12 protein-coding genes and 1 pseudogene are annotated in these 13,629 nt (G+C 57.4%); 10 read left to right on the top strand and 3 right to left on the bottom strand.

Annotation, left to right across the window (positions count from 1 at the left end; all coding sequences use genetic code 11):
* Positions 1–49 precede the first annotated feature (49 nt).
* From HLAC_RS14890 to HLAC_RS14880, 3 genes are all read right to left on the bottom strand, one after another.
* The gene (locus HLAC_RS14890; RefSeq protein ID WP_015911529.1) at positions 50–427 is read right to left on the bottom strand and encodes a hypothetical protein; all 378 of its coding nucleotides are present in this window, start codon (positions 425–427) and stop codon (positions 50–52) included.
* 9 nt (positions 428–436) lie between these two features.
* Positions 437–5,230: a homing endonuclease associated repeat-containing protein gene (locus HLAC_RS19470; RefSeq protein WP_015911528.1), complete on the bottom strand. Its 4,794-nt coding sequence runs from the start codon at positions 5,228–5,230 to the stop codon at positions 437–439.
* A 341-nt stretch (positions 5,231–5,571) separates the two neighbouring features.
* A complete protein-coding gene (locus HLAC_RS14880; protein WP_009488264.1) occupies positions 5,572–6,717 on the bottom strand; it encodes an ISH3-like element ISHla11 family transposase in 1,146 nt (381 codons plus the stop codon).
* Positions 6,718–6,770: 53 nt separating this feature from the next.
* Between HLAC_RS14880 and HLAC_RS14875 the strand changes: the two genes are divergently transcribed.
* The 10 genes and pseudogenes from HLAC_RS14875 (at position 6,771) to HLAC_RS14840 (ending at position 13,627) form a co-directional block, all read left to right on the top strand.
* Positions 6,771–7,130: an SHOCT domain-containing protein gene (locus HLAC_RS14875; RefSeq protein ID WP_009488263.1), complete on the top strand. Its 360-nt coding sequence runs from the start codon at positions 6,771–6,773 to the stop codon at positions 7,128–7,130.
* Between the two features lie 7 nt (positions 7,131–7,137).
* The gene (locus HLAC_RS14870) at positions 7,138–8,526 is read left to right on the top strand and encodes a permease (protein WP_172404562.1); all 1,389 of its coding nucleotides are present in this window, start codon (positions 7,138–7,140) and stop codon (positions 8,524–8,526) included.
* Between the two features lie 59 nt (positions 8,527–8,585).
* A complete protein-coding gene (locus HLAC_RS18030) occupies positions 8,586–9,407 on the top strand; it encodes an IS5-like element ISHla2 family transposase (RefSeq protein ID WP_012660244.1) in 822 nt (273 codons plus the stop codon).
* 59 nt (positions 9,408–9,466) lie between these two features.
* Positions 9,467–9,640 carry a hypothetical protein gene (locus HLAC_RS18900; protein ID WP_154018586.1) on the top strand — a complete coding sequence of 58 codons (174 nt, stop codon included), beginning with the start codon at positions 9,467–9,469 and terminating at the stop codon, positions 9,638–9,640.
* 222 nt (positions 9,641–9,862) lie between these two features.
* A pseudogene (locus tag HLAC_RS20020) lies at positions 9,863–10,093 on the top strand (biosurfactant protein 1); the annotation flags it as partial.
* A gap of 141 nt (positions 10,094–10,234) precedes the next feature.
* Positions 10,235–10,423, top strand: a complete 189-nt coding sequence (locus tag HLAC_RS19620) for a DUF8012 family protein (RefSeq protein WP_049933883.1) — start codon at positions 10,235–10,237, stop codon at positions 10,421–10,423.
* Positions 10,424–10,532: 109 nt separating this feature from the next.
* A complete protein-coding gene (locus HLAC_RS14855) occupies positions 10,533–11,783 on the top strand; it encodes an outer membrane protein assembly factor BamB family protein (protein WP_009488260.1) in 1,251 nt (416 codons plus the stop codon).
* 343 nt (positions 11,784–12,126) lie between these two features.
* The gene (locus tag HLAC_RS14850; RefSeq protein ID WP_009488259.1) at positions 12,127–12,507 is read left to right on the top strand and encodes a hypothetical protein; all 381 of its coding nucleotides are present in this window, start codon (positions 12,127–12,129) and stop codon (positions 12,505–12,507) included.
* Between the two features lie 82 nt (positions 12,508–12,589).
* Positions 12,590–13,030 (top strand): DUF8025 family protein, encoded by a 441-nt coding sequence (locus tag HLAC_RS14845; protein ID WP_009488258.1) that lies wholly within the window; start codon positions 12,590–12,592, stop codon positions 13,028–13,030.
* A gap of 105 nt (positions 13,031–13,135) precedes the next feature.
* Positions 13,136–13,627 carry a DUF7995 family protein gene (locus tag HLAC_RS14840; RefSeq protein WP_009488257.1) on the top strand — a complete coding sequence of 164 codons (492 nt, stop codon included), beginning with the start codon at positions 13,136–13,138 and terminating at the stop codon, positions 13,625–13,627.
* The last annotated feature ends 2 nt before the right edge of the window (positions 13,628–13,629 follow it).

Raw genomic sequence — 13,629 nt, 5'->3', positions numbered from 1 at the left:
CTGTTTCGCATAAATCCTACCAGGGGGGGAGTTGAGCGGAGCAAATAGCTCACTCTCGTTCCATAAATTGCTTTTCGCGAATCACTCGTTCGATGCCGACGTAGGGTTTGATGACTTCCGCAAACACCTGGGGATGGATGTCTGCTTTTTCAAATGATTCCTTGACTTGCCACCCCTTCGGACCCAGTTCGAAAACGGCGAGCTGCCCCTGCCACTTCAGAAGGAATGTTTCGATGCCAGATGTGGGAACCACGCCGAAAGCCAAGTCCCAAACCTCGTTCTCGTTAGCGTCGATATCGTCCCTGGTGGTGAAACGGGGGATCCAGATTTCCTCGATTGAGCTTTTCTTTTGAAACCCACGGAGATAAGAGATCTTCAGCGGTGTCGCCGGTAGGAAATCAACAGCCTTCGAGCTTTCTTCATCCATTTCCAACACTTATCTCTTGATCGGCGTCGACGGACGTGTTTCACATTCACTCGCCGTAAGATCCCTCGTGCTATCGAGCAGTCGGTGCACCTCGCCGTCGCTCTCCCAGACCGTTCCTCTGGCCTCACGCAGCACATACCACGTATCGACGTCCCATTCGATGTTGAGCCCATGTTTCTGCCAGACTTTGAGCTCGAACTCCTTACCGTTGAGATCAGCGACCAGATACCGTCCCTCTACACGATTCGACCGCGTCGGTTTCTTCTCTTTCACCTGAACCGCGATTGGAGACGGAAGCCGACTGTTCCCGGGGATGTCTTCCCAGGTGAGAATGGAATCCCTGTCACCATTCAATACGGGCGATGAATTCGATTCTTCTCTGGTATCGGGAGATGGATCGGACTCAGTCGTCTCGTTCGTCGACTCTTCTCTCGCATCAATCAGGGAGGTTGCTTCCGTCCACGATCCAAAGAAGTTGGCGTACATTCCCGCAGAGACTCGTCCGTGATGGTTCATCTCCGTCGTTTTCGGCAATTGTCCGAGTTCGTCACGAACACGCCGGAGTTCCTCAAGGAGTCGCTCTCGTTTGTCTATCCCCGCAGCTTCCAGCGCTTCATCCCACGAGCCGAATTCTTGGAGACAGTCATACGATTTGTACGCGCCGTCAGAATCCATCTCCGACGCGTACGGAACGAGGTTCTCACCGTCATCAAGACGCTGAATCTCGTTGATGAGTGCCTGCCGGGATGGTCCCGAATCTGGGGTGGGCGCCGTGGCGCTGTCGTCAGGCTGCCCGTGTGATTCGTCGGTCGAATCGTGGGCTTGCGATTCCTGTTCGGAATCTTCACCGCTGGCGAAGGTGGCGGCTTCGCGTGCTGCAGTTATCGTCCCAAACTCGTCGGCATACATTCCGGAGCTGTATCGACTGTGTTCGTCGATCTGAGTGGTTGACGGGATCTCTCCGATGTCAGCAGCAACACGTTTCAGTTCAGCGAGGAGCGACTCCCTTCGGTCGATCCCGGCAGCGCCCAGTGCATCGTTCCACGATCCGAACTCCCGATAATACTCGTGAGTCGAGTACGAGCCTTGATCGTCCATCTCAGGTGCCTTTGGAGCGCCACCGAGGTCCTCTGTCAAGGTCTGGAGCTCGTTGATGAGATCGTCCCGCGTGGGTCGTTGGCTATCACTTTTCGAAGACTGCTCAGTGGCCGCTGTCTCGGTCTCAGTACTCGATTTCTTCTCCCTCTCACTGCTATCGGCTCCCGACGCAAGAGCCTCCTCAAGTTTCGCATGGAGCTGTTTGGCTTCCACCACCGAGGAACTCGGCTTCTCATCTGAGGCGGACAGCACCGCCTCAAGCTTTGACTTCGCCTCACGGTACTGCTGCTGTGCCCGATCTTCCTCGCCGTTTATCGAGGCTGTCCGCGCATCACTGACGAGTCGCTGAGCCTCTGTGAGCGATTCCTCGAATCGTACCTGCCGGTCAGCTCTCTCGAGACAGGTGTTGGTGAACTCCACACCGGCTTCCGCCCTCGCTGTATCGAGATCGTACCGCTCGCCCCAGTCCACAGCGGATTGGAACCGCGTCTTGGCTGCGTCCAACACGGCGTCAACTGTAGTGAACCCGTTACTGGTCGCGACGACGTCGCAGCATTCGAGGAGCCGCTCGCCTGCGGCACACCGTTCCTCATACGCAGCGGTACGAATGTATCTCGCAGCAGCCTCAAGATCAGTATCGGTACCGTCGGGAATTTTGAGCGTCTGGTCGTTCGTCTGGATTCGGATTGCATGATGCTTCCAGAGGAGTTGGCCAGCCTGCTGAACGTCGACACTTGTGACGTCCTCGTGGCGGATCTGGATGGTTTGATTCGCTGGGTCATTCCCGACGACGCAGAGCGCCCGCGTGGGGGTAATTGCCGTAATAGCCCGATACCCGTTTAGTTCCGGCAGCTGCTGGCCGGTGTATTCCGGAGTCTGGCGTTTCGACGCCAGCAGGAAGATTACCCCTTCCCCATTCAGCAGGTACGTTTGGAGCGATCGCTGGTGCAGATAGCCTGTCGAGAAGAGGCCGCCATTGCCCGTGCTCGTCAGGAGGGTCTCGTCGAGGGATACTTCTGTGTCGGGATCGACTTGCAGCCGTCTCGAAATGGCTGTGGGCGGCTCTCCGACCCCCAGCACGTCAAACACACTGGAACTCCTTACCTGGACATCGGTGCCAGCGTCTTCCACGATCTCAGGCACCTGCAGATGTGACTCGTCTTCTGTCGATTCGGAACTGGGGGGCTCTGGTGAATCAGAGTCTTGCGACGGGGTTGTCTCTTCACGGGATTCGTCGTCTTCCGACGTCGACGATGGCGACTTCTGCTCGTGTGTATCGCTCTCTCCAGACGTGCTCTCATCAGCCGACTCACCGTCGCTCGATGTTCCCTCGTGGTTGGTGGCCGTCTCTCGTTGTGACTGTCGTGTCGAAGAGGCTTCCTCAGAGAGGGCGCTTAACGACGCCGTCAATAGTTCGTCTAACTCCGTCGGTCGCTCTCGGTAGAGCGGGAAGAGCCACCAGACGCGCTGGAGCCCTTCGACGGAGAGGGCTTCCGAGTCACGAAGTGCCTCCATCGCGGCTTCCCAGTCATCCTGCGCCACTCGTTCCCCTTCCAGCCATAACTCATCCAGCAGGATTTCCGTCGCTTCGACGGTCAGTTCATCAAGAAGCTGTTCCAGATTGACGTTCCCTTGGACAGTCTCCACCTCGAGGTCCTCAAGCAGATCGCGGGCCCACAGTTCGTGCCCACGCTGTTCGGCGCGCTCCAGCAGTTCGGCGTCGACGCCGGCCTCCTCGATGATCGGCTGCACTCCGATCGTCTCCCCCAGTTCCCGCACCCAGTTGAGCTCCTGTACGTACTCCTTCGAGTCCAGCCCCGCGAGGTAGTTCTCGTCGGGCATGGCGATGAAATGGTGGAAGTGGGGCCGCTGATCGCCGTGTTTGCGGAGGACGCGTCCCATCCGCTGAACGAGTTGCAGCTTCGTTTTAGTCCCCGCGACGTTGATGCCGACTTCAGCATCCGGGACGTCAATCCCCTCGTCTAGCATCTTAGGAGAGACAAGTACGCCATTCTCGCATTTCCCGAACTTGTTGATGTTTCGCTGGACTGTCTCGTTGTTCTTCTTGGAGGAGGTCTCAAGCTGGCTGTGTGCCCGATAGACATGATCGGACACCTCCCCGAGTTGGTCTGCGATTTCGTCAGCCGTGTCGATGTCCATCGCGAAGATGACGAGCTTGACAGGCTGGTCCGGATCCTCGAGGTAGTCCTTCGCCAGTTCGATTGCCTCTTCGATCTTGGGCTGTGATCGGTGGCGGATCCAGGTCCGCGAATGAATCGTCGCCTGGAGGTTCGACCATTCATCGGGTATCTCCTCGTCGTCAAAGACCATCGACGCCGCCTCGTGTGCGCGAATGAAGTCCCCGAGGTCTTCGAGTTCGGTAAACGGAACAGGAACCTGTCTGAGAATCCGCTTGGTTGCTGCCGACCGCCGAATGTGCTTGAATTGGTCGGAGATCGACTCTGTCGCCTCATCCCATTCTTCCCGTTCGTAGGGATCGAGCGGCGTCGGGTGTACCGTCCAGTCAAATTCAGGTATGATCCCGTCACGACGAGCGTCCTCAACCCCGTACGTGTGGACGACGTCACCCAACAGTTCAGTGAGCTGCTCTCGTTTCAGTTCACCGTCGTCGCCGATCGTCGCCGAAAGACCCATCGCAGCCCGATAATTGGGTCTGTCGATGGCGGCCCCGTACCCATCTAAGTTGGAGTAGTGGTGAACTTCGTCGTAGATGACGAGATCATACTGGTCGGCGAGATCACGATCGTATCGTGGTAGGAGGGACTGTGCAGTGTAGAACTCGACTTCCCCACCGCTAAAGGACACGCTCTCTGCCTGTTCACCCGTCTGTCCAGCAGGCATTGGGAGCCCGAGCTTCTCCTGTATCTCCTGCTCCCATTGCTTGAGGATCGCGTTCGAATGGGCGACGATCATGATTTTCGCGTCGTCGGTTCGCGGCTCGTGGTCGGGGTCTTCCGGAAGGACGCCGCAGCATTCGGCGATGGCGGCGATCCCAGCGACAGTTTTCCCCGTGGCGGTCGCCATCTCGAGTATCCCGTGTCGACCGTTGTCCAGCCATTCGTTGAGTCCCTCCTCCTGGTTATCCCACAGGGAGACCATCAGGACAGGCCGATGCAGGCGGGACATCGCCGCCTCTTTGCTCATGCTGCCCAGCGAATCGGCTTCGTCCAGGAGGGCTGTCAACAGGGCTGTATCTGACAGAGCTTCTTGCTGGGCGGCGGTCACGAACAGCTCCAACAGGTAGAGACCGCCACCACTGCCGATGTGGCTGACATCTAAGGCACTCGGATCGAAGCCAAGCTGTCGCAGTCGTTTGAGAAGGACCGTTTCTGCAGGCTTCGAAATCACTCCTGATCGCGCTGCCCGCTGCGCTGGAAGATTCTGATTTACGGATACAATGTCCTCCCGGAAACCGTGGAATCTGTCCCGATTTGCCTCGATCGGCTCCGTGTCGACGAGACCCTGAATACGGTCAGTAATGAAGTCCGCGAATAGGCCGCTGTAATAGTTCTCTAAGAATGTCCATTCGATCGGATCGACTGGCCCCTCATATCGGGGCATCGTGACTTTATTAGCGACCTCATCATCTAATCGGATGAGTTGCTCTATGGACGGTAGATCAGCGAGGACGTCGGACTGGTATTCGTCGAAAAAGTCGTAGTCGTAATCAACCAGTCCACCCATTCGTCTCACCTATTCTCTATCAGTCGTATTAATGTTTTCGTGGGGAACACGCCCTGTCGTCTCCCGGTACCCCGACCCATCACGACTTCCATCAGGGGCGGTAATCGACAGATCCCTCGTTCCGTTCTCACAACCGATTACGTAGTGACCTAGCATCAGTCGATCACATCGAGAATTCTCTACCCCCTCCAGTAGAGGTTGAATTTGCGTCTTCGATGCGTGGTCAATTCTCGAAATGACACGGACGGTGAGTTTCGGCGGTGAGGGGTCGCTGTCGGCGGCGGACTGCCGCCGACGCGACAGTGTCGCCACTCACGATTGCTGTCCCGAGCGGTGGACAGCTACCGGAAGAACCGGTCGTCGAGTGGTTGGTTCGCTGGAACAGACCTGCGCACACCAAGCGCTGTCCAGGCTGCCCGCAGCACCATCTCACAGAACTCCGTGAACGACCATCTCCAGAGGCGGCGCCCCCCGCGGCGGGGCGCCGCCACGTACCTCCAGTGAAGATACCGCCAGCTGTTCTGAAGCAATAGGCTCACTACAAACATCACCAGCCGCAGTCCAGCATCCTGAGAACTGGTGAACGCGAGGCTCTGCTTGGCTAATCGGTAGCTCGACTCGATGCCGAAGCGTTTGCTGTAGTGGTTTCGGGCATCTCGTGGCGTGTCGATGAACGGCGCGTCAGCGGCGTAGCCGTGACGCGCCACCCCGTGTTCGTCGCACCGTCCTTGCTGGTAAACACAGTCGATGAACACAGGAAACGTCACCTCGCCGGCGAGATCGTGTTCAATCTCGCGGCTCCAGCCGCTGTTGAGTTCGTCCTGAATCGTTTCGCCCCACTTGACAATCGGCATCACGTAGGCGTAGTTGTGCGCGTACAGCAGTTTGAGACCGGTGCTGTTGTAGAATCCGCGATCGAGGTAGACGGCCTTGACGCCGAGGTCAAGGCCGTCAAGCAGTTCAAGAAACTCAGCGAGGACATCGCTGGTGGTCTCGCCAGCGACTAACTGGCGAACCGCCAGCGTGTACCGCTTGTTTCGTACCCGCGCATAGAGCGTCGCATACGCGTGAAACGCCGTGGTTCCGCGTTTAGCCTGCGAGGAGTACAGCGCCTCTGTCTCGTCCTCGTCACCGTAGTAAGGATCCAGGTGGAGGTCGGCGACGACCTCCACCGGCCGATCCGGCAGTGTCTCAAGAGTATCTCGTTGCAGGAGTGTGTCCCCAACCGCCTCAACGGAGTCCAGCTCAAACTGGTCGGTGAGATGTCCACGGACGGTATTGGCGTGGGGCGAGTCGTCAGTTGTTTCGCAGACGTGGTTGATTGAGGTCCCGCCGGCGCTGGCGCCGGCGAGGACCTCGTACAACGTCTCTGTCGTGACCTCGACATTCTCGCCGAGGTCTATCGCAAGTTCCTCGTCGAGGCTGTTGACGACACAATTAAGCAGGTGCTCTTCCTCTATCTCGCTGTCTGCCTGGGTAGGCTTCACACCGCACCCAAGCAGACACTTACTCTAACCCGATGTGATCGACTGATACTATCATGACCACCAATACAATTGATCGACAACTCGTCTGGGTCGTCCTCGCAATCATCGCTGCCCTGATTATCGTTCCCCTGTTCGGCATGATGTGGGCCGGACCGATGATGGGTGGGATGTGGGGTACCGGAATGTGGGGTGCAGATGGCATGTCTGGATGGATGCTCATCATTGGCGTGGGGATGCAACTCCTCTTCGTCGCCGTCATTGCCGGGGCCGTCTACCTCGGCTATCGAGCGACACGCAAGGGGGATGACTCATCTGACCCTGCAGTCAAGGAGCTTCGGGCTGCCTACGCACGTGGCGACCTGAGCGACGAGGAGTACGAACGACGGCGGGACCGACTCGAAACCGAACCGTAAACCGATGATGTTAGCACCACTGGGACCAGCGGTTGCCGAGGCCCTCCGGATCGGGATCGGCTTCCTCTGGACAGCCGCCTGGGCGATCATCATGGGATTAGTGATCACCAGTCTCGTCCAAGTTTACGTCTCGAAAGAACGAATGGCTGCCGTGCTTGGCGATGCCGATATGGCCGGTGTCACGAAGGCCACGCTGTTCGGCGCTGCCAGCAGCGGCTGTAGCTTCGGTGCGGTCGCCATCGGGAAGGGGCTCTTCAAAAAGGGTGCCCACGTCGTGAACTTCCTCGCGTTCATGTTCGCGTCGACGAACCTCATCGTCGAACTCGGATTGATGATCCTGATCCTGTTGGGCTGGGAGTTCCTCGTTGCCGAGTTACTCGGTGGTCTCATCCTCATCGCAGTGATGGCAGTGATCGTCCAGTTGACGCTTCCAGAAACCCTCTTTGAGGAGGTTCGCACCGAACTGAATCAGCGAGATCACGACCACGGCGTGACCGAGGATCCGACCTGCGGAATGGAGGGGCGAGACGAGTATTCGCTCGTCACGGATGGTGGCGAGACGCTGAAATTCTGTTCGGAGGGTTGTATGGAGACCTATCAGCAGGAGGTGGCCAGCAGTGGGAGCTGGCGAGACGAACTCCTGTCGTGGGGTGGCTGGTACAAGGTCGGCAACCAGTATCGCAAGGAGTGGTCGATGCTCTACACGGACGTGATAGCGGGCTTTCTGATCTCTGGATTCGTCATCGTGTTCGTCCCACAGTGGGTCTGGAACACGCTGTTTTTGCAGGGCGACGGCATCCTTGTCAGCGCTGAGAACGCAGTCATGGGCGTGGCTATCGCTGTTATTAGCTTCGTCGGTAGCATGGGAAACGTCCCGTTCGCCGTTGCGCTCTGGGGTGGCGGTGTGAGCTTCGCCGGTGTGATCGCCTTCGTCTATGCCGACCTCATTACAGTCCCCGTGCTCAACGTCTACCGGAAGTACTACGGCTGGAGTGTGATGCTGTATATCCTCGGCGTGTTCTTCGTGACGATGGCATTCACGGGGTTTCTCATGGAACAGCTATTTAGTGTGTTAGGGATCGTCCCCGATCTCGCTGGTGGCATGACTGCGAGCGAGCAGACCTATTTCGAACTGAACTATACGTTCTACCTCAATCTGATCGCGTTCGCACTCTCAGGATTCCTTCTCTACGTGTACCGACGCGGTCTGGGAGCACCCGGTCAGTACCGGGATCCTGTCTGTGGAATGCGAACCGGCGAGGATGGTCCAACCGTCATCCACGATGGTGATACCTACCATTTCTGTTCGAAGGCGTGTCGACGAGCCTTCGAGGAGACACCCGAGGAGTTCGCTATGATCGATCCAACAGTCTCGGGCGCTCACGATCACCATTGATAAATCGGGCTCTGTTGAAATCCTTGAAGATTTACATGTTTGTCGTGTAATTCCATGAGATGAAGACCCTCCCGAAGTCGCAGATTCTCCGTTTTACTGAGAAGGCGATCCACCTAGCACGCCGAGCAGTCTCTCGATACTCCTCGAAGTTTTCTAAACACCGCTATACACTCCCGCAGCACGTTGTTCTACTGTGTCTCAAAGTTCGGAAGAACACGACCTATCGTGGTCTGCTTGACGAACTGATCGAGATGCCACGCATTCGTCAAGCTCTTGGATTAACTGAACTACCTACGCCATCAACGCTCTGTAAGGCGTTCAATCGGCTTGATATGGCTGTATGGCGTGTTGTATTGACTCTCTCAGCGACGCTACTTCCGACGAGTGGAATCGTTGGAGTTGATGCGTCAGGGTTCGACCGCAGTCACGCCTCAAAACATTACACGAAACGGGCTGAACTCACGATTCAGCAGCTCAAAGTGACGCTGTTGGTAGATACGAAAGTGAACGCAATTCTCGATCTGCACGTGACGACGACACGAAAACACGATAGTCAGATCGCTCCATCGTTGATCAAACGCAACCCCGAGACCATCGACATTCTGCTCGGTGACAAAGGCTACGACGACCAGAAGATCAGACGACTTGCCCGTCACCACGAGGTTCGGCCACTGATTAAGCATCGTGAGTTCACATCTCTCCACAAGGCATGGAACGCACGCTTAGACGCTGATCTCTACGGACAGAGAAGTCAATCAGAGACGGTCAACTCAACGCTCAAACGAAAGTACGGTGCCTTCGTTCGCTCCCGACAATGGTGGAAACAGTTCCGTGAACTCGTTCTTAGATGTCTTGTCCACAATATCGACCGAGCCCTCTAAGATCAGTACAGAGCAAAGGTCCCACAATCGTTATCTCATCAGGCATTAACCCATTATGTATGTCAAAAGTAATTTGGACACTTGCTGTAGCATATGGTCTCGTTGGACTCGGTCTATTCTACAGTTTAGCAGTAGATTCTAGTGAGCTATTTTTAGCCATGACTACCGTCATCTATGTTCTAATGCTTCCATTAGCATATCTAGTCTATAAAAAACGGGTTGTAAGTGAGTAATCGCTCAAGAAACAGCCAATTCCCACATCTACGTAGCAGCTGTGTCACTGCTAAAAGTGTTAGTTCAATAGGATTTCAACAAAGCCTATGTACCTTAAACTGGCTATTTTGGATTGGTATACTAGATAAATATTGATGAGTACTCATGTTTGAGGGATCATATCTTAGCGATTTCTTGTGAAAATAGGTCGTGAACATTCTGTGTCATTCGCAACTTAACACGTCTGGTTAGTGCCAGCGATTGCACTTCAGCGTTCCGTCGACGACGACCAGTCCGAGAATCGTCAACCCAACGCTCCCTCGAAAACACGTCTTGAATGTCGCAAGTGCGGTCGAACGACTGAACATCAGTTCCAGGAGTTCGAGCCGCTCCCAGATGACGAATGGTCTGGCCAGCCAATGTGGGAGTGCCGGGTGTGTCAGTCACCTCGTCACGGACCAGACCCCGAGTAGGATAATCGGTTGAACAACACCTTAACCAACACAGGATGCCTACACGAAGTCTGTTGGTTAAGGCTGGTGCAGGGCTTCAGCGGGAGACATCAGCGTACCTGCTTCGTTTTTCTGCGCCAGAAGTCGGCGGAGGCGTACATGATGGACCCGCGAGACACACCAGGATACCGACTGCATCGCGCACTCAGCAACCTCAACAGCATCGATATCGAGCAACTGGACTCTCCCGACCGAGAGCGAGTCGTTGAGGCCACGACGCTTCTGGAACAAGTAGGACTGCTCACTCGGCCAGGTACTTCGGAGAAAGCAAACACCAAGGCCGAATCCTGAGGAAAGGCTCGGTCGAACAGCACCGATTTAGCCTCTCTCTCAATCGGTTCTGTTGGAATCCTCTGACTTTGTCGACAGCATTATTTTCTCGGCTACAGCAGTAGTGACAGTGACCCTCCATACGAGACGCCGACTACTCGCGACCATCGGGGCCGCCAGTAGCGCCGCCCTCGCCGGCTGCTCAACCGAGCGGTTCGGCGGAGGCTGGCCCCGAACTACTGAGACGACAACTGACCCGATTCCCGGTGAGGAACGCGGCTGGGCGCAGTTCGGTCGCACACCCGGTCATGCGGGGTTCGCCCCCGAGGTCCGGGTTGATGATCCCGACCCGGTCTGGTCGGTCAACTTCGAGGGTGGCCTGACCTCCCCGGCCGTGGTCGAGGATCGAGTGTTCGTTCACGCCGGGCCAGCCCCGGAGTCGGGCGAAGCTGGCACAGTGCTCGCCCTCGACGGGGGCGGCGAAGAACGCTGGCGGCGGACGCTGCCGGGTGGAGGCGGCGGGTCATCTGGGTGTCCCCCGGTCGTCCACCGCGGCTCTGTGTACGTCGGCGGCCTAGATGGGGTGTACGCGCTCGACGCCCGCGACGGGAGTCCGCGGTGGAGTCGGGAAACTTCCGGATCGGTGAACGAGGCAGTCCTCGGCCGCGATGATCGGGTATTCGCCTCTACTGGTGAGACGCTGCTGGCGCTCGACACGCGCGGCCAAGAAGGCTGGACCTACACCACCGGCGACGACCGATTCTCGACGGCCGCCCCCGCGGCTGGCAGCGGCTACGTCCTCTACACGACACGGGTGCTTGGGAGCGTCGTCGCCATCCAGCCCGGCACTGTTGGGGACCCGCTGACGGAGTGGCGGTACGCACCCGGAGAGACCGACTTCGACACCCCAACCGTGGTCGATGGCGACGCATACATCCCTGGCGACCGGCTCCACGCGCTGTCGGCCGCGACCGGGGAGGTTCGCTGGACGGCCCCCGTACGATCGACAGCCGGCGTCTCGACCGACGGGGACCGGCTCTACCTCCCGATCGATGACGGGGCGCTGGTGGCGCTCGACACCGCGGATGGCACCGAGCGCTGGCGTGTCTCCCTTGCCTCCGAGGAGGGCGTCTTCCTCCGGACTCGCCCGCTCGTGACCGAACGGTCTGTCATCGTCACTACTGAGAAGCCGGGACTTGATGAGCCGGCGAACACGTTCGCCGTCGACCGCCGGAACGGGGAGGTCCGCTGGCAACGCGAACAACCCGGTAACATCGGCTACGACGCGGTCGCAGCGGGCGGACGGCTCTACGTTCCGGTCCTTTGGGACTTCACCCTCGACAGAGAGAGCGGCGGGACACTAGTGGCACTGGCCAACTGAGCCGGGTCTCGCAACAGCGAGTCCGTCAGCATCGCACACGAGCTTTGTCTGGATCGAAACGTCAGGAGAAATGGTGAGTCCGACGCGTTCACGGGATGGACGTGCCACGTTCGCTTCGCTGCTCTTCGACAGCAACGAGGAAAGCAAAGAGCTAGAGAGCGCTCGCAGTGCTGGAAGGAGTACAATATGTGGAAAGTACAAGTGTGACATTCCCGATACGAGCGCTCTATTCAGCACCGTCTCAACGGATTGTCATGGAAGGTCTATTTCAACAGAGCTTCGCAGTCGATTTTATTCCCCCCGAAGGGGTGCGGGGGTAGGAAAGTGCCCTCGAGGACTAACAATGGCAACACTCCAAGCAGCGACGGCGTCGACCGGCGCGACCGTAACCGATGCACAGGCAGTCCGCCAGCTCTGCGAAGCACATTGCTTCGGGACCCTGAATTGGGAAGTAGACGAAGAAGGAGAGCTCATCATCTGGGGCTACGACGCCTTCGAGATCTACGAAACTCGTGAGGATGGACTTCCAGACTACGAAGGTGGTCTCGTCACTCACGAATTCCTCCGAAAGCTGGCCAACTATCTCGAATCCGGTGAAGAACTCGACATCCAGACCGCGGGGTACACGAAGTGTCGGTTCCCGGTTCTGGCGAAGCGATACGTGGTTCGCGACGGCGAGGTCCTCTACGCGGACCTCAGCACCCTCAAAACGATAGAGGAGTAGCCGAAAATCAGTCTCCCCGCGAGATGCGAAGGTCCTGTTTTTCGAGGGCTGAATGACTGAGCCCTCAGGGCTTCGTGATTTAATGTCTGAACAACCATCGAACGATCCGTTTGAGGAGTGTGAGCTGAGCCCAGACGCGATTCTTGGCACTCACACCTTCGAAGACGTACTATTCACAGACGAGACGGAAACACCCGTGAATGTGTTGAACGGTGAGACGCCAGCACATTCGCAAGCAAGCGTCGACGAAGCTCGAGTCTTCGCCGCCGGAATCGACAGTGACACGCCGCACATCGCACTCCCGGCATCAGTCGAAGCGCAAATCGAAACAGCAAGCAAACCCTACACAGCTGCTGCCTTCTTCCACTTCAAGGCGACCGGGTCGCTCAAGCGACATCGTGCATACCACGCCGCCTATAACTCGGATACGTTCTCAGTTGAGTTCGAGGCCGACTACGAGAGCGGAGACCTGACGATCAGCGTCGAGGAGGAGGACTGCCAGTCGGAGATCGAGAACGTCTAGCCAGCATCGTCAGTACTATTTTTTGAGCGCCGGCGATGGGTGCCGGCGCATCACGTAGCGAGGCAGTGTGCAGTCGCGTGCGTCGGCAGACGAAGGTGAAAACCGATGCACATGGTCATTTACGCACTGGTAGAGGCATCGACACAGAACGACGCGTTGGCCACTGGGAAGACGGTGTTCGACCGACTAGTGGGAGCGGATCCACATTCATCCGCCGTGTTCGACTACTATGTGTCCTTCGACGAGGAGAACACGACGGTTGCGGGCAAGGCTCGATGGGGCGATTTACCGGCCGCATCCCCCGTTGACTCGGACGATGGACAGGACCTACTCGACCAAGGGTGGGAAGCGACGAAAGAAGAGTTCGAGCGCAATCTCGAACGGGTGAAGGAAGCCATCGACGAACTCTCCGACGAGGAAATCATGCGCGATGAGAACCTCTCTCGGCACGCGTTCCACCAGGTCGGTGCGTACGACGGGCCATCGGTGTTCCTGTACGATCAGCACGCGACCGGCATCCGCCATCGTGGACAGCTGGATCGACTCCTCGAAGAGAGTGAAGACCTCTGGATCGTCCCCGCCGACGTCCACTTCTAACC

The organism is Halorubrum lacusprofundi ATCC 49239 (assembly GCF_000022205.1).
GTDB lineage: Archaea > Halobacteriota > Halobacteria > Halobacteriales > Haloferacaceae > Halorubrum > Halorubrum lacusprofundi.
The sequence above is the reverse complement of the archived record's forward strand: the minus strand, read 5'-3'. Positions and strand labels throughout refer to the sequence as shown.